The following is a 17,414-nucleotide window of genomic DNA, read 5'->3' as shown; positions in this document are numbered from 1 at the left end:
TCCCCGTCAGGCGGCCGGGCGCGGGAGCCGCGGCAGCAGCGCCGCCGTCACCGTCCCGACGCCGAGGCCCGCGGCCGCGGCCAGGTCGGCGGGCGTGTCGACGTCGCGGCGCAGGCCCGGCCAGTCGCCGTCCAGCGGCACCGCACCGGCGGCGGCGTGCGCGGCGGCGGAGTCCCGGCCGAACCGCGGGTCCAGGGGCACTCCGGCCGCCGTGAGCAGGGTGGTGCCGGTGCCCGCCGCGTCGGCGACGAAGCAGCGCGGCGCCGCCTCGGCCGCGGCCAGGGCGGCGGCCAGCTCCGCCGGCCGCAGCGCCGGCAGGTCCGACGACAGGGCGGCGACGGCGTGCCCGCCGCCGGCCCGGGCCCCGTGGGCGAGCGCCGGGTTGAGCCCGCGGTCGGGCTCGTCGGGCACCGTGCGCGCGCCCAGCGCCCGGACGGTGGCGGCCGCGCGGTCCTCGTCGGTCACGACGACGACGTCGGCCACCGCGGGGCAGGCGCGGGCCGCGGCGACCGTGTCGGCCAGCAGCGCCAGCACGAGGTCCGCGTGCAGCCCGGGACCGCCGCCGGTCAGCGGCACCAGGCGGGTCTTGGCCGCGGACAGCCGCTTCGCCGGGACGACCAGGGACCACCGCACGGGCACCATGTGAGCACACCACCACGGCCCGCCGCGGACGCCGGAGGACCCCGGTGCGCACCCGGACCGGCCGGAGGGTCGATCATGTGCCGGTCGTCACGACCGAGCGGAGGGGTGCCGGTGACCGAGGAGCAGTCCTCCCGGACCACTGCGGTACAGCGGCGCGCGCTGCACGAGCGCGGCCGGCTGCCGTGGTCGCTGAAGCTGGCGGTCCTGCTGATCTACCCGCTCACCTCGCTGCTGTTCCGGCTGCGCTACCGGGACGGCGACCGGCTGCCGCGCACCGGCCCGGTGCTGCTGGTGGCCAACCACGTGTCGGTGCTCGACCCGCTGGCCTGCGCGCGGCTGGTCTACGACAACGGGCGCGTACCGCACTTCCTGGCCAAGCAGGCGGTGTTCAAGGGCGTGGTCGGGAAGATCCTCCGGCACGCCGGACAGATCCCCGTGGCGCGCGGCTCCGCCGACGCCCGCGGCTCCCTGGCCGCCGCGGCGGCCGACCTGGAGGCGGGCAACGTCGTCGTGATCTACCCCGAGGGCTCGGTGACCCGCGACCCCGACTGGTGGCCGATGCAGGCGCGCACCGGCGTCGCGCGCCTGGCGCTGACCACCGACGCGGTGGTGCTGCCGGTGGCCCAGTGGGGCCCGCACCGGGTGCACGACTACCACACGAAGGAGCTGCACCTGCGCTTCCGGGCGCCTGCCGACTACGCCGTCGGGGAGCCGGTCGACCTGTCCGCGCTGCGGGCGGAGGTCCGCGCCGGCCGCCCGCTGACCCCGGACCTGCTCCGGGAGACCACCGACCTCATCATGGGCCGGGTGCGCGACCTCCTGTCCGGTCTCCGGGGTGAGCCGGCCCCCGCCTCGTTCGCCCCCCGGCCGGGGCGGTCGCTGCCCGGCGACCTCCCGGGGAGCGCTGCGTGAGCGAGCTGGACCGCCTCGGGCGGGGCACCCGCGCCGCCGTCCTGGGCGCCGGCTCCTGGGGCACCACCTTCGCCAAGGTGCTCGCCGACGCCGGCTGCACGGTGTCCCTGCACGCCCGCCGGCCGGAGCTGGCCCGGGCGATCGCCGAGACGGGGGAGAACGCCGAGTACCTGCCCGGCGTGCCGCTGCCCCGCGCGCTGACGGCGACCCCCGACGCCGCCGAGGCCCTCGACGGCGCCGACGTCGTGGTGCTCGCCGTCCCCTCGCAGTCGCTGCGCGCCAACCTGCTCGAGTGGACGCCGCTGCTCCCTGCGGACGCGACGCTGCTGTCGCTGATGAAGGGCGTCGAGCTCGGCACGACCAAGCGGATGAGCGAGGTCATCTGCGAGGTCACCGGCGCCGGCCCGGACCGGGTGGCGGCGCTGTCGGGGCCGAACCTGGCGCGGGAGATCGCCGAGGAGCAGCCGGCCGCCACCGTCATCGCCTGCACCGACGCCGACCGCGCCGCGGCGCTGCAGGCCGCCTGCCACACCGTCTACTTCCGGCCGTACACCAACTCCGACCTCGTCGGCTGCGAGCTCGGGGGCGCGGTGAAGAACGTCATCGCGCTGGCGTGCGGCATCGCCGAGGGGATGGGCTTCGGCGACAACACCCGGGCCTCCCTGATCACCCGCGGCCTGGCCGAGACCACCCGCCTGGGCGTGGCCCTGGGCGCGGAGCCCTCGACCTTCGCCGGGCTGGCGGGGCTGGGTGACCTCGTGGCCACCTGCAGCTCGCCGCTGTCGCGCAACCGCACGTTCGGGGAGAAGCTGGGGCGGGGCCTGTCGCTGGAGGAGGTGCAGGCCACCACCCGGCAGACCGCCGAGGGGGTCAAGAGCTGCCGCCCCGTGCTGGACCTGGCCCGCGCGCACGGCGTGGACGTGCCGGTGACCGAGGCGGTCGTGCGGGTCTGCCACGAGGGCGTGCCGGCCGCGCAGATGGTGAAGGAGATCATGAGTCGGGAAGCGAAGCCGGAGTGACGACGCACCCCCGGGCCGAGCCGGAGTGACGACGCTCCCTGCCGGGTGGGGCGACGGCACCCGCTCGGTCCGGGCGGGCGACGCCCCGCCGGTGCCGGGCACCCCGCTGCGCCCCTCGCCCGTGTTCGCCGCCCCCTTCCACCTCGGCGACCGCCCACCGCGCGCCGACGGCGCCGACGCCTACGCCCGCACCGAGCACCCCACGTTCCGCGCCTTCGAGGACGCCGTCGGCGAGCTCGACGGCGGCCGGTGCCTCGCGTTCTCCACCGGCATGGCCGCGGTCACCGCCGCGGTGACCGCGCTGGTGTCGGCCGGCGACCGCCTCGTGCTGCCCGCCGACGGCTACTACGCGACCCGGCTGCTCGCCCGCGACGAGCTCGAGCGGCTCGGCGTCCGGGTGGAGTACGTGCCCACCACCGGGATCGGCGACGTCGCCGCCCGCGGGGATCTCGACGGCGCCCGGATGGTCCTCCTCGAGACGCCGAGCAACCCGCACCTCGACGTCTGCGACGTCGCCGCGGTGGCCCGCGCGACGCGGGCGGCCGGCGCGCTGCTCGCCGTCGACAACACCACCGCCACCCCGCTCGGCCAGCGGCCGCTGGCGCTCGGCGCCGACCTCACCGTGGGCGCCGACACCAAGGCGCTCACCGGGCACAGCGACCTGCTGCTCGGCCACGTGAGCACCACCTCCGGCGAGGTGTTCGACCGGCTCAAGGGCTGGCGCGACCACACCGGCAGCACGCCCGGCGCGTTCGACGCGTGGCTCGGGCACCGGTCGATGAGCACGCTGGACCTGCGGCTGGCCCGCCAGGCGGAGACCGCCGCGGCGGTGGCCGAGGTCCTCGCCGGCCACCCGGCGGTGACCGGCGTCCGGTGGCCCTGGCTGGCCTCGGACCCCTCGCACGAGCTCGCCACCCGGCAGATGCTGCGGCCGGTCGGCGTCGTCTCGGCCGAGCTCGCCGACGAGGCCGCGGTGTCGCGCTTCCTCGCCGCGAGCCGGCTGTGGACGGCGGCGACCAGCTTCGGGGGCGTGCACAGCACCGTCGACCGGCGGGCGCAGTGGGGCGGGGACGCGGTCCCGGCGGGCTTCCTGCGCTTCTCCTGCGGCATCGAGGACACCGATGACGTCGTCGCCGACCTCACCACCGCGCTCGACGCCGTCTGACGGGATGAGCCGCACCACCCTCGACCGCGTCCTCGCCGCCGGCCCCGTGCTGCACGCCGGCCGGGACGGCGACTACCGGGCGCTCGCGTGGGCGGCCGGGGAGCCGCACCGGGTGCGCCGCGAGCTGGTGGGGCCGTCGTGGGAGCCGCCGCGCCGGGGCGTGCGGGCGGTCGCCTGCCTCGCCCACGTCACCGACCTGCAGCTGGCCGACGTCTGCTCGCCGGCCCGCTTTGAGTTCTTCCACCGCTTCGAGGCCGACCCGCGGATGCGCGCCCTCGTGCCCATGCACCGGCCGCAGGAGGCGCTGACCGCGCACGCCGTCGACGCGCTGGTGCGCACCCTCAACGGCCTGGCCGGCGCGCCGCGGACCGGGCAGCCGCTGCAGGTGGTGGTCACCACCGGCGACGCCATCGACAACGCGCAGTGGAACGAGCTGGAGCTGTTCCTGGCCGTCCTCCGCGGGGGAGTGGTCTCACCCGGCGCCGGGCTGACCGCCTACGACGGCGTGCAGGCCTCCGGGTGGCCGCACGACCTGTTCTGGCGGCCCGACGACGACGGCGGCGTCCACCACGAGCGGTTCGGCTTCCCCGCCCGCCCCGGGCTGCTGGAGGCGGCGTTCGCCGCCTTCGCCGCCGAGGGGCTGCGGCTGCCGTGGCTGGGCTGCCACGGCAACCACGAGGCGCTCATCCAGGGCGTCGGCGTCCCCACGCCCGCGCTGGCCGCCGTCCTCGGCGCCGGGCGCAAGCCGGTCGACGTCGACCCCGCCCTGCCGCTGGACGACGCGCTGCACCTGTTCACGCACCGCTCCGAGGTCTTCACCACCGCCACCTCCCGCCCGGTGACGCCGGTGGCCGACCGCCGCTTCATCGACCGCCGGTCCTTCGTCGCCGCGCACCTCTCCGACGGCGGGGCGCCGACCGGCCACGGGTTCACCGAGGAGAACCTGGGCGACGGCACCGCCTACTACGCCTGGGACGGGGTGCCCGGCGTGCGCGTCGTCTGCCTGGACACCACCCGGGTCACCGGCGGCGCCGCGGGCTCGGTCGACGCGGCGCAGGCGCGGTGGCTGGAGGAGCGGCTGCGCGAGGTGTCGTCGTCGGCGCCCGGTCCCGACGGCGGGCGGGTGGCCACCGGCAACGCCGACCGGCTGGTGGTCCTGCTCTCGCACCACGGGTCGGGCACGCTCACCCGCTCCGACGCCCTCGGCGGGCAGCCGGCCACGGGCGACACCGCGCTGGGCGCGCCCGAGCTGCTCGCGCTGCTGCACCGGTACCCGAACGTCGTGCTGTGGCTCAACGGGCACACGCACGTCAGCGAGGTGCGGCCGTGGGCGCACCCGCACGAGCCCGGGCGCGGGCTGTGGGAGGTGACCACGTGCGCCGTCGTCGACTGGCCCGGGCAGGCCCGGCTGGTCGAGCTGCTCGACAACGGCGACGGCACCCTCTCGCTGGTCTGCACGATGGTCGACCACGACAGCCCCGCCCGGCCGCCGGCCGCCGACGACCCGGCCGCCGGGGACCCCGCCGCGCTGGCGGCGCTGCACCGCGAGCTGGCCGCCAACGTGCCGTACGCGGGCCTGGGCTCGCCGCTGGCCGGCACGCCCGCCGACCGCAACGTCGAGCTGGTCCTCCGAGCCCCCTTCTAGGAGGACCCCCAGGCCCCGCTCCGCTCGGCGCGGGCCCGTGCAGGAGGGCCGTTCCCGCACGTCACCGGGCGGTGCGGGCGTCCCGGCGGCGGCGGTGGGCGGCGCGGGCGGTGAGCCAGCCGCTGAAGGCCAGGTAGTAGACGACGTAGACGAACGACAGCGCGACGACGAACGGGTTCGGGTCGGGCAGCTGCGCCACCAGCACGGCGTAGGACACGAACCAGACGGCGGTCAGCGCCATGCTCACCTGCCAGAACGCCTCGGTCCGCGACGGGTAGAGGTAGCGCACCGGCACGAACACCAGCACCGAGCAGACGACGAGCACCACGGCCACGGCCACCTGCGACAGGTCCAGCACGACCGCGTAGAACGCGACGACGTTCCAGTAGCTGGGGAAGCCCAGGAACGTGTGGTCGTCGGTCTTCGCGTCGACCCGGCAGAACTGGTAGCTCGACGCCAGCAGCGGCAGCGCGGCCAGCACCCAGCCGGCCGGGCCGTGCGGCAGCGCGCCGGTGGTCCACAGCAGGACGACGGGGGCGAAGACGTAGGTCAGGTAGTCGACGATGTTGTCCAGCAGCGCGCCGTCGAACCAGGGGATCGTCTCCTTGACCCGCGCGCGGCGGGCCAGCATCCCGTCGGTGCCGTCGACCACCAGCGCGGCCAGCCCGATCCACAGCGCGGCCTCGACCTCGCCCTCGATCGCGGCCAGCACGAACAGCAGCGCCAGCACCGAGCCCAGCGCCGTGTAGGCGTGCACCGCCGCGCCGGCCAGCCGCAGCGGGAGCGGGTGCCTGCGCGCAGCGGCGTCCCCCTGGTGCGCCGTCGTCGCCGGAGGTCGGGGGTCCACCGGAGGGGCCGCGTTCTCCCGCATCGCCGACGAGGTTCCCACACGACGCGGACGCCGGCCCCGCGGGAGCCGGAGGACGCGCGGGGACCGTCGACTAGGGTCGGCCGCGATGAGCGGAACGGGCAAGGTGCGCGTCGCGGTCGTGTTCGGGGGGCGCAGCGCCGAGCACGCCATCTCCTGCGTCAGCGCCGGCAGCGTGATGGCGGCGCTGGACCGGGAGCGCTACGAGGTGGTCCCCGTCGGCATCGCCCGCGACGGCCGCTGGGTGCTCCCCGACGAGGGCCAGCAGCTGGCCATCGACGGCGGCCGGCTGCCCGAGGTCACCGGCGGGACGGCGGTGTCGCTGGTCGGCGACCCCGCCGGGCGCGGGCTGGCCGTGCTGGAGCCGGCCGCCGCGATCGGCCCGGCGCTCACCGAGGTCGACGTCGTCTTCCCGGTGCTGCACGGCGCCTACGGCGAGGACGGCACCGTCCAGGGGCTGCTGGAGATGAGCGGGCTGCCCTACGTGGGGTCGGGCGTGTTCGCCAGCGCCGCGTCGATGGACAAGGAGTTCACCAAGAAGCTCCTGGCCGCCGCCGGGCTGCCGCAGGGCGACCACGTGGTGCTCCGCGACGCCGAGGGCGCCCTGTCGGCCGACCCCGGCCTGCTCACCGCCGCCGACCGCGAGCGGCTGGGCCTGCCGGTGTTCGTCAAGCCCTCGCGGGCCGGGTCCAGCATCGGCATCACCCGGGTCACCGACTGGGCGCGGTTCCCCGAGGCGGTGGCCACCGCGGCCGCCGTCGACCCCAAGGTCGTCGTCGAGGCCGCCGTGCCCGGCCGGGAGATCGAGTGCGGCGTGCTCGCCGGCCGCGCCGGCGGGCCGCCGGAGGCCAGCCTGCCGGCCGAGATCCGGCTCAAGCCGGGCACCGACTGGTACGACTTCGACGCCAAGTACCTCGAGGACGCCGTCGAGTTCGACGTCCCGGCCGACCTCACGCCCGAGCAGACGCGGAAGGTGCAGGAGGCCTCCCGCCGCGCCTACCTCGCCCTGGACTGCGAGGGCCTGGCGCGGGTGGACTTCTTCCTCGGCACCGGCCCCGACGGCCGCGAGCGGCTGGTGGTCAACGAGGTCAACACCATGCCGGGCTTCACGCCCATCTCGATGTTCCCGCGGATGTGGGCGGCCAGCGGGGTGTCCTACCCCGAGCTGGTGGACCGGCTGGTCGCCTCCGCACTGACCCGTGCGGGCCGGCCGGGGGACCAGCGGACACCCCGGTGACCCCGGGCCGGCTCGCGGCCGTCCTCGCCGGGCTGGTGTCGCTCGTGCCGGCCATCGGCTGCACGCCGACCAGCGCCACCCCCGCGCCCGCCCCGGCCACGCCGGAGAGCGTCGAGGAGCTCGGGGAGCTGCTGCTCGACGAGGTGCCCTCCGGCCTCCCGCGGATCGCCGACGCCGACCTGCAGCCCCCCGCCGGCGCCAAGACCGTCGACGACGTGGCCACCTACTCCGACGACCCCGCCCGCGAGCGCGCGGTGCTGCGCGAGTACGGCTACCGGCACGGCTGGGAGCGCTTCTGGGGCGCCACGACCGGCCCGCTCACCAGCGTCTTCCTCGACCAGTTCGCCGACCCCGCCGGCGCCGCCGCCTACGCGCGCGACCTCGCCGGCAACGACGCCGAGCTCTACGAGGGCGTGCTGCAGCACGACCCGTCGTCGCTGCCCGAGGGCTGCAGCCTGCTCACCGTGGCCGAGGTCGACCCCGCGACCGGGCTGTCGGGCCCGGCGGCGTTCGCCTGGTGCGCGCACGGGGTGTTCAGCGTCGGGGTGACCGCCGTGGCGGCCACGGAGCAGGCCGCGGGCGACGAGGTGCACGACGCCGTCCGGGCCCAGCTGGAGCGGCTCCCGGCCGCCTGAGCGGCCTCAGCGCAGCGGCAGCGTGTCGGCGATGACGCCGCTGAGCACGGTGACCGGGGCGCTGTCGACGTCGGGCGGCAGGGTCACCTGCACGTAGGCGGCGCGGTCGACCGCGGTCCAGGTCGTGGCCTCCTCGGTCTGCTCGACGAACCAGGTGACCTGGTCGATCTGCAGCAGCCCCTCGCCGGGGACCAGGCCCGCGGGCTGCGGCACGCCGCACACCAGCACGATCGGCGGGTCGCCCCAGGCGGCGGCGTAGGGGGTGTCGGAGTCGACCAGCCGCTGCGGCTCCCCGGTCAGGTCGAGGGGGAGGCCGGACATCAGCGCGGGGCAGTGCGCGTCGGCCTCCGGCGTCGGCGGCGGGACCTCGACCGGCAGCACCGGGAGGTCCTCGGCGCGCTGCTGCGTCGGGGCGCCGCTGACGTCGGCGACCGGCTCGTCGCCCTCGTCGCCCTCGTCGTCGCCGCCGACCACCCGGACCAGGACCAGCAGCGCCACGAGCACCGGCACGACGACGGCGGTCGCGATCAGCGCCAGCCGGCGCAGCGGGTCGCGCGCGGGCGCCGGGTCCGGGGCGGGGGTGTCCTCGCTCAGCGGCTCAGATGTTGACGACGGGGCAGGTCAGCGTGCGCGTGATGCCGTCGACCGACTGGACGCGGGCGACCACCAGGCGACCCAGCTCGTCGACGGTCTCGGCCTCGGCGCGGACGATGACGTCGTAGGGGCCGGTGACGTCCTCGGCCTTGGTCACGCCGGCGATCTCGCTGATCGTGGACGCCACCTGGGCGGCCTTGCCGACCTCGGTCTGGATCAGGATGTAGGCGTGGACCACGGGACGACCTTCCTCGGACGGCTCTGCGGGTGGCTGCCTGCCACCGGCAGACGGACCGGAGCGCAACGTACCCCAGCGACCCGGGGTGGCCTGTGACACGGCCCCGTCCGCTGGTGCCGCGCGAGGACCCCGCCGACAGCGTGCGGGTCGTGGGGGAGTTCGGCGTCATCGCCCGGGTGGTCGCCCGCGCCGGCGCAGCGCGGGTCGCGCAGGTCGGCCCCGGGGACGACGCCGCGGTGCTGCGGGTGCCCGACGGCCGGGTGGTCGCCACCACCGACGTGCTCGTCGAGGGCCGCCACTTCCGCCGGGACTGGTCCTCGGCCGAGGACGTCGGGCACAAGGCCGCCGCCGCGAACCTCGCCGACGTCGCTGCGATGGGCGGGGTGGCCACCGCGCTGCTGGTCGGGCTGGCCTGCCCCGCGGACACGGCCACCTCGTGGCTGGAGGGCGTGGCCGCCGGGATGGCCGCCGAGTGCGCGCCGCTGGGCGCCGCCGTCGTCGGCGGGGACACCGTGGCCTCGGCCCCTGACAGCGCCGCCGTCGTCCTGTCGGTCACCGCGCTGGGCGACCTCGGCGGCCGGGCGCCGGTGCTGCGCTCGGGGGCGCGGCCCGGGGACGTGCTCGCCGTCGCCGGGCGGCTGGGCTGGTCGGCGTGCGGGCTGGCCGTGCTGCGCCGCGGCTTCAGCAGCCCGCTGGCCGCCGTGACCGCGCACCGCCGTCCCACCCCGCCCTACCTCGCCGGGCCGGCCGCGGCCGACGCCGGGGCGACCGCCATGTGCGACGTCAGCGACGGCCTGCTCGCCGACGCCGGGCACCTGGCCGCCGACAGCGGCGTCGTCCTGGACGTCGACCGGGCCGCGCTGGTGCGTGCGACCCTGGAGCCGCCCGGTCCGCTGCAGCAGGTGGCGGCGGCCCTCGGCGCCGATCCGCTGGCCTGGGTGCTCACCGGCGGGGAGGACCACGCCCTGCTGGCGACCTTCCCGCCGTCCGCGGCGCTGCCGGAGGGGTGGGTGCCGATCGGGCGGGTCGAGGAGGGGGAACCGGGCGTGTCCGTCAGCGGGGAGCCCGCGGCCGCGGTCGCGGGAGCGGTCGGTGCGGAGGGGACCGGGCATGTCCACTTCGGCTGAGGTGCGGCTGCGCGACGGGTCGGTCGCGCGGCTGCGCGCGGTGCCCTACGACGACCCGCTGGCCCGCGAGCTCGTCGGCCGGGTGCAGCAGGAGTACGTGGAGCGCTACGGCGGCCCGGACGACGCCGTCGTCGACCCTGCCGAGTTCGTCCCGCCGGCCGGGCTGTTCCTCGTCGCCGAGGTCGACGGCGAGCCGGCCGGCTGCGGCGCCTGGCGCCGGCACACCGGAGGCGACGACCCCACCGTCGCCGAGGTCAAGCGCGTGTACGTCGTGCCGCGCTTCCGCCGGCGCGGCCTGGCCCAGGTGCTCGTGACCGCGCTCGAGGGCTCCGCTCGCGAGTCGGGCCACCGCTCGGTCGTGCTCAACTCCGGCGACCGGCAGCCCGAGGCGCTCGCGCTGTACTCGGCGATGGGGTACACGCCCGTCCCGGGGTACGGCATCTACGCCGGCGAGGCCGGGGCGGTGTTCCTCGGCCGGCGGATCGACGAGGAGGAGCGGCCGTGGGCGTCGTGACGATCTCCGCGTCCTACGGCGCGGGCGGGCCCGAGGTCGGCCCCGCCGTCGCCGAGCGGCTCGGCCTGGCCTTCCACGACCGGGCGATCCCGGCGCGGGTGGCCGGCCGGCTCGGCGTCTCCCAGGACGACGCCGAGGCCAACGACGAGCGCGTCGTGCGCGGCCTGTGGCGGCTGGTGGCCTCGCTGGGGGCCATGCCCGACCCGGTCGGGGGCGTCATGCCGTCGAGCACGCAGCCCGACGAGCGGGCCTACCGCGAGCACACCGAGCGGGTGCTGCGCGAGGTCGCCGACGGCGCCGGCGGGGTGGTGCTCGGCCGCGGCGGGGCGCTGGTGCTGCGCGACCGGCCCGACGCCCTGCACGTGCGGCTCGACGGCCCGCCGGAGGCCCGCCTCCGGGCGGCGGTGGCGCGCTACGGCCGCCCCGAGGAGGAGCTCCGGCGGGAGCTCGAGGCCAACGACACCACCCGCGAGGCCTACGTCCGGCACTTCTACCGGTGCGACCCCGCGGCGGCCCGGCACTACCACCTCGTCGTCGACGGGACGGCCCTGCCGCTGGGGACGGTGGTGGACCTGGTGGTCACCGCGGCGCGCGCCCGCGGGATCGGCGCCCGCTGACCCTCGCGCACGCGAAGGACCCCGGAGGTCGGCGACCTCCGGGGTCCTTCGCGAGCGGCGGCCTCCGGTCAGGAGGCCCGGCGATCAGGCGCGGACGACCTTGCCCGCGCGGATGCACGAGGTGCAGGCGTTGATCCGCTTGCGGTTGCCGGGGGCGACGAGCGCCCGCACCGACTGGATGTTCGGGTTCCAACGGCGCGGCGTGCGGCGGTGCGAGTGCGACACCGACATACCGAAACCGGGCCCCTTGCCACAGACATCGCACACGGCAGCCACGGTGGATCACTCCCAGAGAATCGATTTTCAGACGGCGGCGCACAGGAGGCGACCGCGAGACCGTCGTCCAGCATAACCGCTCCTCCGCGGAACCGTCGCCGAGGTCGGAGGAGGACGGGGAGCGGCTCCGCCACGGGACCGGGTCCGTCCGTTCCCGCGGGTACCCTCCGGCCGTGCTGCAGGCGCTGGACGACGCCGCGGTCGGTCGCTGGTGCCGGGCCGCGGTCGCCGCGCTGTCCGCGGGACGGCGCAGCCTCGACGACCTCAACGTCTTCCCGGTGCCCGACGGCGACACCGGCACCAACCTGCTCCTCACCGCGCAGGCGGCGGTCGCCGAGCTCGACGCCGCCGGGGGGCGCGAGCCGGCCTGGACCGCGCTCACCCGCGGCGCGGTCCTCGGCGCCCGCGGCAACAGCGGCACGATCCTCGCCCAGCTGGTGCGCGGCCTGTCCGACCAGCTCGCCGGCCAGGAGCCCGCCGACGGGCCCGCGCTGGCCGCGGCGCTGCAGAAGGCCGCCGACACCGCCTACTCCGCGGTCGCCGACCCGGAGGAGGGCACCTTCCTCACCGTGGCCCGCGCCGGAGCCGAGTGCGCCGTGGCCTGCGTCGCCGAGGGCCGCACCGCCCTGGCCGACGTCGTCACCGCCGCGGCCGACGGCGCCCGCACGGCCCTGGAGGCCACCCCCGGCCAGCTCGACGCGCTGCGCGACGCCGGCGTGGTCGACGCCGGCGGCGCCGGCCTGTGCCTCGTCCTCGACGCCCTGGTCGCCACCGTCACCGGCGTCGAGCCCGCCCGACCGCCGCTGGTGCCCCGCCCGGCGCACCCCGCCGACCCCGCCGATGTGCCGCACCAGCCGCCGCCGGGCCCCGGCAGCGAGGTGCAGTACCTGCTCGCCGACACCGACGAGGCCGCCGTCACCGTCCTGCAGACCCGGCTGGCCGCCCTCGGCGACAGCCTCGTCGTCGTCGGCGTCGACACCCCCACCGGCCGGCAGTGGAACGTGCACGTGCACACCAGCGACGTCGGCGGCGCCATCGAGGCCGGCATCGAGGCCGGCCGGCCGCACCGGATCACCGTCACCCCGCTGGCGCCCGTCCGCCCCGCCGCCCCGGTGCCCGGCCGCCGGGCCGTCGTCGCGGTCGTGCCGGGGGAGGGCCTGGCGCAGCTGTTCTCCGGGGAGGGCGTCCGCGTGGTCGCCTGCGGGCCCGACGGCGTCGACGAGGACGAGCTGCTCGACGAGCTGCTCGTCTCCGCCGCCGGCGACGTCGTCGTCCTGCCCAACGACCCCGCGCTGACCCCGGTCGCCGCCCGCGCGGCCGAACGGGCCCGCCAGGCCGGCCGCGACGTCGCCGTCGTCCCCACCCGCTCGCCGGTGCAGGGCCTGGCGGCCATCGCCGTGGCCGATCCCGCCCGCCGCTTCGGCGACGACGTCATCGCCATGGCCGAGGCCGCCGCGGCCACCCGCTGGGCCGAGGTCACCGTCGCCGAGCAGGAGGCGCTCACCAGCGCGGGGTTCTGCCGGCCCGGCGACGCGCTGGGCTCGGCGGAGGGCGACGTCGTGGTGGTCGGGCGCGACCTCGCCGCGGTGGCCTGCGACCTGCTCGACCGGCTGCTGTCGGCCGGCGGCGAGATGGCCACCCTCGTCGTCGGGCCGGACGCCGCGCTCGGTGACGCCGTCTGCGCGCACCTGGCCGCCGTCCACCCGACCGTCGAGGTCGTCCGCTACGACGCCGGCGCGGTGCTGCCCCTGCAGGTGGGGGTGGAGTAGCCCGATGGCGGTGACCCTCGACACCGACCTCGCGCGCGTGCTCGGCGCCAAGACGGCCAAGGCGATGGCCGAGTCGCTGGGGCTGCGCACCGTCCGCGACCTGCTGCGCCACTACCCGCGCCGCTACGCCCGCCGCGGTGAGATGACCCGGCTCGACGACCTGCAGGTCGGCGACCGCGTGACCGTGCTCGCCCAGGTCCGGCGGGTGACCAGCCGGCGGATGCGCAACCGGCCCGGCACGCTCACCGAGGTCACCGTCGGCGACGGCGCCGGCGAGATGCAGCTGGTCTTCTTCAACCGCAGGTTCGGGAAGCTCGAGGAGGGCGCCTGGGGGCTGTTCGCCGGCACGGTCGGCGAGTACCGCCGGACCAAGCAGTTCGCCCACCCGGACTTCCACCTGATCACCGGTGACGACGACGAGGACTGGGCCCGCGCGCTCATCCCGATCTACCCGGCGAGCAAGGACGTCTCCAGCTGGGTCATCCAGAAGTCGGTGCGGCTGCTGCTCGACGCCTCCGGCGGCTTCGGGTTCGTCGAGGACCCGCTGCCGGAGGACCTGCGCCGCCGCCACGGGTTGCTCAGCCTCCCCGCCGCCCTGCTCGACGTGCACCGCCCCACCAGCGACGAGGACGTCGAGCGCGCCGAGGAGCGCCTCAAGTGGGACGAGGCGCTGGTCCTGCAGCTGGTCCTCGGCGCCCGCCGGCGGGCCGCGGCGCTGGAGCCGGGCACCGCCCGCCCCCGCCGCGACGGCGGACTCCTCGACGCCGTCGACGCCGCGCTGCCCTTCGAGCTGACCGAGGGGCAGCGGCAGGTGGGGGAGGAGCTCGCCGCCGAGCTCGCCCGCGACCACCCCATGCACCGGCTGCTGCAGGGCGAGGTCGGCTCCGGCAAGACCGTCGTCGCGCTGCGGGCCATGGCGCAGGTGGTCGACGCCGGCGGGCAGGCCGCGCTGCTGGCGCCCACCGAGGTCCTCGCCGCGCAGCACGCCCGGAGCATCGCAGGCATGCTCGGCCCGCTGGCCCGCGCCGGAGAGCTGGACGGCGACCCCGCGGGCACGAAGGTCGTGCTGCTCACCGGCTCGCTGAAGGCCGCGCCCCGCCGCGCCGCCCGCGCCGCGGTGGCCGACGGCAGCGCCGGGATCGTCGTCGGCACCCACGCGCTGCTGCAGGAGGGCGTCGAGTTCGCCGACCTCGGCCTGGTCGTCGTCGACGAGCAGCACCGCTTCGGCGTGGAGCAGCGCGACGCGCTGCGCGCCAAGGGCAACCGGCCGCCGCACGTGCTGGTCATGACCGCCACGCCGATCCCGCGCACCGTCGCGATGACCGTCTACGGCGACCTGGAGACCTCCGTGCTGCGGCAGCTGCCCAGCGGCCGCGGCGGGGTGGCCAGCTCGGTGGTCCCCGTCAGCGACAAGCCCACCTGGCTCGACCGCGCCTGGGAGCGGCTGCGCGAGGAGGTCGCCGCCGGGCGGCAGGCCTACGTCGTCTGCCCGCGGATCGGCGACGAGGACACCGGCAGCGAGGACGAGCCCGACGAGGCCGACGCCCCGCGGGAGAGCGGCGGCGGCGACGACCGACGCCCGCCGCTGGCGGTCCTCGACGTCGCCGAGGCGCTGAGCGAGGGGCCGCTCGCCGGGCTGCGGCTGGCGGTGCTGCACGGCCGCATGACGCCCGAGGCGAAGGAGGCGACCATGCGGGCCTTCGCCGCCCGCGAGGTCGACGTCCTCGTCGCCACCACCGTCGTCGAGGTCGGCGTCGACGTGCCCAACGCGACCGTGATGGTGGTCATGGACGCCGACCGGTTCGGCGTCAGCCAGCTGCACCAGCTGCGCGGCCGGGTGGCCCGCGGGAAGCACCGCGGCCTGTGCCTGCTGGTCACCGAGGCCCGCGAGACGACGGCGACCGGGCAGCGGCTGGCCGCCGTCGCCGGCACCTCCGACGGCTTCGAGCTCGCCCGCGTGGACCTCGAGACCCGCCGCGAGGGCGACGTCCTCGGCGCCGCGCAGTCCGGGCGGCGCTCCACCGTCAAGCTGCTGTCCCTGCTCGAGGACGAGGAGCTCATCGCCACCGCCCGCGCCGAGGCCACCGCGCTGCTGGCCACCGAGCGCGGGCTGGCCGACCACCCCGGCCTCGCCGCCGAGGTCGCCGCCCTGGCCACCGACGAGCGCGCGGGCTACCTCGAGAAGGCATGACGCGGCTGATCTCCGGGGCGGCCGGAGGGCGGCGGCTGAAGGTGCCGCCCAGCGGGGTGCGCCCCACCGGCGACCGCGCCCGCGAGGGGCTGTTCAACAGCCTCGGCACCCTGCTCGACCTCGACGGCGCCGCCGTCCTCGACCTCTACGCCGGCTCCGGCGCGCTCGGGCTGGAGGCGCTGTCCCGCGGGGCCGCGCAGGTGGTGCTCGTCGAGAACGGCCCGCGCGTGCTGCCGGTGCTGCGCGCCAACGTCGCCGCCGTCGGCCTGCCCGGCGCGCGGGTGGTCGCGGGGTCGGTGCCCACCGTCGTCGGCGGCGCGCCGCCGGCCCGCTTCGACCTCGTGCTCGCCGACCCGCCCTACGCCGTCCCGGCCGACGAGGTGCGCGGCGTGCTGAGCGCGCTGGTCACGGGGGAGTGGCTCGCCCCGGACGCGGTCGTCGTCGTCGAGCGCTCCTCCCGCGAGGAGCCCTGGGAGTGGCCGACACCCCTCACCGGGATCCGCGACCGCCGCTACGGGGAGGCCGTGCTCCGGTACGGTCGCCTCCCGTGAGGCGAGCGGTCTGTCCCGGGTCGTTCGACCCGGTCACCAACGGCCACGTCGACGTCATCACCCGGGCCGCGGCGCTGTACGACGAGCTCGTGGTCGCCGTCCTGGTCAACCCCGGCAAGGCCGGGCTGTTCTCCGTCGACGAGCGCATGGAGCTGCTGCGCGAGGCGGTCGCCGAGCTGCCCAACGTCGTCGTCGACAGCTTCAGCGGCCTGCTCGTCGACTACTGCCGCAGCCACGACGTCCCGGTGGTGGTGAAGGGCCTGCGCGCGGTCGGCGACTTCGAGTACGAGCTGCAGATGGCGCAGATGAACCGCGAGCTGGCCGGCGTCGAGACGCTGTTCGTGCCCACCGCGCCGCAGGTCGGCCACCTGTCCTCCAGCCTGGTCAAGCAGATCGCCACCTTCGGCGGCGACGTCTCCCGGCTGGTGCCCAAGGCGGTCCTCGAGCGGCTGCTGGCCAAGCGCGACGACGGGGCGCAGCCGTGACCGAGGTCGTGTACCGGCTCTACGAGACCGTCGACGAGCTCAGCCGGCTCATCGAGAGCGCCCGCAGCGTGCCCATGTCCGGCTCGTGCATGGTGCCGCGCGACCAGGTGCTCGACCTGCTCGACGACCTGCGGGAGAACCTGCCCGAGGAGGTGCACGCGGCCGGCGCGATCGTCGAGCAGCGCACCGAGATCCTCGAGCAGGCGCAGGCCGAGGCCGAGCAGCTCACCGGCCGTACCCGCGAGGAGGCCGACCGGCTGGTCGCCTCGGCCCGCCGCCAGCGCGAGGAGGTCCTCGGGACCGCCCGGCGGCAGCGCGACGAGCTGCTCGCCCGCGCCCAGGCCGAGGCCGAGGACCTGCTCACCCGGGCCGAGGCGGAGGCCGACCGGCTGATCGCCGAGGCGCAGGCGCACCACGAGGCGGTGCTCGCCGACGCACAGGCCCAGCACGCCGAGGTGCTCGCCGCCGCGCAGGCCGAGCACGAGCGGCTGGTCAGCGAGACCGAGGTCTACCGCGGCGCGGTCGCCCGCTCCGACGAGCTCGGCGCGCAGACCGTCGCCGAGGTCAACCGGATGCGCGCCGAGGTCGACGAGTACGTCGACACCCGGCTGGCCGACTTCGGCACCACCCTCGAGCGGATGCTGCGCTCGGTGGAGAAGGCCCGCGAGACGCTGCGGGAGCCCTGAAGGCCCACCCTTCCCCCACGCCTCGCACGCGCAGGCGCGGGCCCGTGGAGGGTGGCCGTTCCAGCACCCCACCACGGCCGGACGGCGTCGGCGCGGGATCGGGTAGTCTCGGTTGCTGGTCCGACCACCGGTGTCCGTGCCCGGCCGGATCCCCTCCCACCTGACGACCGCGAGTACCGACATGCCTGCCGCACCTGCTGACCGCCGCCCCGGCGCCGCGTCCCCCGACGCCCGGCGCCCCGC

General features: G+C 76.9%; 19 protein-coding genes. 14 read left to right on the top strand and 5 right to left on the bottom strand.

Annotated features, from left to right (window positions below; genetic code table 11):
• Positions 1–6: 6 nt before the first annotated feature.
• The gene (cofC, locus tag ACI8AB_RS12950) at positions 7–642 is read right to left on the bottom strand and encodes a 2-phospho-L-lactate guanylyltransferase (RefSeq protein WP_456950442.1); all 636 of its coding nucleotides are present in this window, start codon (positions 640–642) and stop codon (positions 7–9) included.
• A 111-nt stretch (positions 643–753) separates the two neighbouring features.
• On the opposite strand from cofC, the gene ACI8AB_RS12945 reads away from it, so the two are divergent.
• The 4 genes from ACI8AB_RS12945 to ACI8AB_RS12930 are packed head-to-tail and all read left to right on the top strand — an operon-like array spanning position 754 to position 5,383.
• The gene (locus ACI8AB_RS12945) at positions 754–1,554 is read left to right on the top strand and encodes a lysophospholipid acyltransferase family protein (protein WP_456950441.1); all 801 of its coding nucleotides are present in this window, start codon (positions 754–756) and stop codon (positions 1,552–1,554) included.
• Positions 1,551–2,573 (top strand): NAD(P)H-dependent glycerol-3-phosphate dehydrogenase, encoded by a 1,023-nt coding sequence (locus tag ACI8AB_RS12940; RefSeq protein ID WP_387993268.1) that lies wholly within the window; start codon positions 1,551–1,553, stop codon positions 2,571–2,573. The genes ACI8AB_RS12945 and ACI8AB_RS12940 overlap by 4 nt, the downstream gene beginning before the upstream one ends.
• A 25-nt stretch (positions 2,574–2,598) precedes the next feature.
• The gene (locus ACI8AB_RS12935; protein ID WP_387993265.1) at positions 2,599–3,738 is read left to right on the top strand and encodes a cystathionine gamma-lyase; all 1,140 of its coding nucleotides are present in this window, start codon (positions 2,599–2,601) and stop codon (positions 3,736–3,738) included.
• Between the two features lie 4 nt (positions 3,739–3,742).
• Entirely contained in the window at positions 3,743–5,383 is a 1,641-nt protein-coding gene (locus ACI8AB_RS12930) for a TIGR03767 family metallophosphoesterase (protein WP_456950440.1), read from the top strand.
• Positions 5,384–5,444: 61 nt separating this feature from the next.
• Here ACI8AB_RS12930 and ACI8AB_RS12925 read toward each other — a convergent pair whose 3' ends face one another.
• Positions 5,445–6,230: a CDP-alcohol phosphatidyltransferase family protein gene (locus tag ACI8AB_RS12925; protein ID WP_456950439.1), complete on the bottom strand. Its 786-nt coding sequence runs from the start codon at positions 6,228–6,230 to the stop codon at positions 5,445–5,447.
• Positions 6,231–6,339: 109 nt separating this feature from the next.
• Here ACI8AB_RS12925 and ACI8AB_RS12920 point away from each other — a divergent pair, with 109 nt between their 5' ends.
• Together ACI8AB_RS12920 and ACI8AB_RS12915 are read left to right on the top strand one after the other, a co-directional pair.
• The gene (locus ACI8AB_RS12920) at positions 6,340–7,488 is read left to right on the top strand and encodes a D-alanine--D-alanine ligase family protein (RefSeq protein ID WP_456950438.1); all 1,149 of its coding nucleotides are present in this window, start codon (positions 6,340–6,342) and stop codon (positions 7,486–7,488) included.
• Positions 7,485–8,123, top strand: a complete 639-nt coding sequence (locus ACI8AB_RS12915; protein WP_387993254.1) for a hypothetical protein — start codon at positions 7,485–7,487, stop codon at positions 8,121–8,123. The genes ACI8AB_RS12920 and ACI8AB_RS12915 overlap by 4 nt, the downstream gene beginning before the upstream one ends.
• A gap of 6 nt (positions 8,124–8,129) precedes the next feature.
• Here the strand turns inward: ACI8AB_RS12915 and ACI8AB_RS12910 are convergent, their stop codons facing one another.
• Together ACI8AB_RS12910 and ACI8AB_RS12905 are read right to left on the bottom strand one after the other, a co-directional pair.
• Entirely contained in the window at positions 8,130–8,633 is a 504-nt protein-coding gene (locus ACI8AB_RS12910; RefSeq protein WP_456950437.1) for a DUF3515 domain-containing protein, read from the bottom strand.
• 88 nt (positions 8,634–8,721) lie between these two features.
• Complete coding sequence (locus ACI8AB_RS12905) at positions 8,722–8,955, bottom strand: Lrp/AsnC ligand binding domain-containing protein (RefSeq protein ID WP_091212468.1); 234 nt, start codon at positions 8,953–8,955, stop codon at positions 8,722–8,724.
• Positions 8,956–9,047: 92 nt separating this feature from the next.
• Here ACI8AB_RS12905 and ACI8AB_RS12900 point away from each other — a divergent pair, with 92 nt between their 5' ends.
• From ACI8AB_RS12900 to ACI8AB_RS12890, 3 genes are read left to right on the top strand one after another with little or no spacing between them, the layout of a single operon-like run.
• A complete protein-coding gene (locus ACI8AB_RS12900) occupies positions 9,048–10,082 on the top strand; it encodes a thiamine-phosphate kinase (protein ID WP_456950436.1) in 1,035 nt (344 codons plus the stop codon).
• Positions 10,066–10,596: a GNAT family N-acetyltransferase gene (locus tag ACI8AB_RS12895; RefSeq protein ID WP_456950435.1), complete on the top strand. Its 531-nt coding sequence runs from the start codon at positions 10,066–10,068 to the stop codon at positions 10,594–10,596. Before ACI8AB_RS12900 ends, ACI8AB_RS12895 begins: the two co-directional genes overlap by 17 nt.
• Positions 10,584–11,213, top strand: a complete 630-nt coding sequence (locus ACI8AB_RS12890) for a cytidylate kinase-like family protein (protein WP_456950434.1) — start codon at positions 10,584–10,586, stop codon at positions 11,211–11,213. The genes ACI8AB_RS12895 and ACI8AB_RS12890 overlap by 13 nt, the downstream gene beginning before the upstream one ends.
• An 84-nt stretch (positions 11,214–11,297) precedes the next feature.
• On the opposite strand, the gene rpmB is transcribed toward ACI8AB_RS12890, so the two are convergent.
• Positions 11,298–11,480, bottom strand: coding sequence for a 50S ribosomal protein L28 (gene rpmB / locus ACI8AB_RS12885; protein WP_436277817.1), 183 nt, complete (start codon positions 11,478–11,480; stop codon positions 11,298–11,300).
• Between the two features lie 182 nt (positions 11,481–11,662).
• Here rpmB and ACI8AB_RS12880 point away from each other — a divergent pair, with 182 nt between their 5' ends.
• From ACI8AB_RS12880 to ACI8AB_RS12860, 5 genes are read left to right on the top strand one after another with little or no spacing between them, the layout of a single operon-like run.
• A complete protein-coding gene (locus ACI8AB_RS12880; protein WP_456902615.1) occupies positions 11,663–13,258 on the top strand; it encodes a DAK2 domain-containing protein in 1,596 nt (531 codons plus the stop codon).
• Positions 13,259–13,262: 4 nt separating this feature from the next.
• Complete coding sequence (gene recG, locus ACI8AB_RS12875) at positions 13,263–15,449, top strand: ATP-dependent DNA helicase RecG (RefSeq protein WP_456950433.1); 2,187 nt, start codon at positions 13,263–13,265, stop codon at positions 15,447–15,449.
• Entirely contained in the window at positions 15,446–16,000 is a 555-nt protein-coding gene (gene rsmD / locus ACI8AB_RS12870; protein ID WP_387993232.1) for a 16S rRNA (guanine(966)-N(2))-methyltransferase RsmD, read from the top strand. The genes recG and rsmD overlap by 4 nt, the downstream gene beginning before the upstream one ends.
• Positions 15,997–16,485, top strand: coding sequence for a pantetheine-phosphate adenylyltransferase (gene coaD / locus ACI8AB_RS12865; RefSeq protein ID WP_387993229.1), 489 nt, complete (start codon positions 15,997–15,999; stop codon positions 16,483–16,485). The genes rsmD and coaD overlap by 4 nt, the downstream gene beginning before the upstream one ends.
• Positions 16,482–17,171: a hypothetical protein gene (locus ACI8AB_RS12860; RefSeq protein WP_387993226.1), complete on the top strand. Its 690-nt coding sequence runs from the start codon at positions 16,482–16,484 to the stop codon at positions 17,169–17,171. Before coaD ends, ACI8AB_RS12860 begins: the two co-directional genes overlap by 4 nt.
• Positions 17,172–17,414: the final 243 nt, after the last annotated feature.

Source organism: Geodermatophilus sp. SYSU D00698 (assembly GCF_054050335.1).
The sequence above is the reverse complement of the archived record's forward strand: the minus strand, read 5'-3'. Positions and strand labels throughout refer to the sequence as shown.

What these genes read in the sequence shown, in the direction of transcription:
- ACI8AB_RS12930 (WP_456950440.1), top strand. Translation starts at nt 3,743, where the DNA reads ATGAGCCGCACCACCCTCGACCGCGTCCTCGCCGCCGGCCCCGTGCTG.
- ACI8AB_RS12895 (WP_456950435.1), top strand. Translation starts at nt 10,066, where the DNA reads ATGTCCACTTCGGCTGAGGTGCGGCTGCGCGACGGGTCGGTCGCGCGG.
- recG (WP_456950433.1), top strand. Translation starts at nt 13,263, where the DNA reads ATGGCGGTGACCCTCGACACCGACCTCGCGCGCGTGCTCGGCGCCAAG.
- cofC (WP_456950442.1), bottom strand. Translation starts at nt 642, where the DNA reads ATGGTGCCCGTGCGGTGGTCCCTGGTCGTCCCGGCGAAGCGGCTGTCC.
- ACI8AB_RS12920 (WP_456950438.1), top strand. Translation starts at nt 6,340, where the DNA reads ATGAGCGGAACGGGCAAGGTGCGCGTCGCGGTCGTGTTCGGGGGGCGC.
- rsmD (WP_387993232.1), top strand. Translation starts at nt 15,446, where the DNA reads ATGACGCGGCTGATCTCCGGGGCGGCCGGAGGGCGGCGGCTGAAGGTG.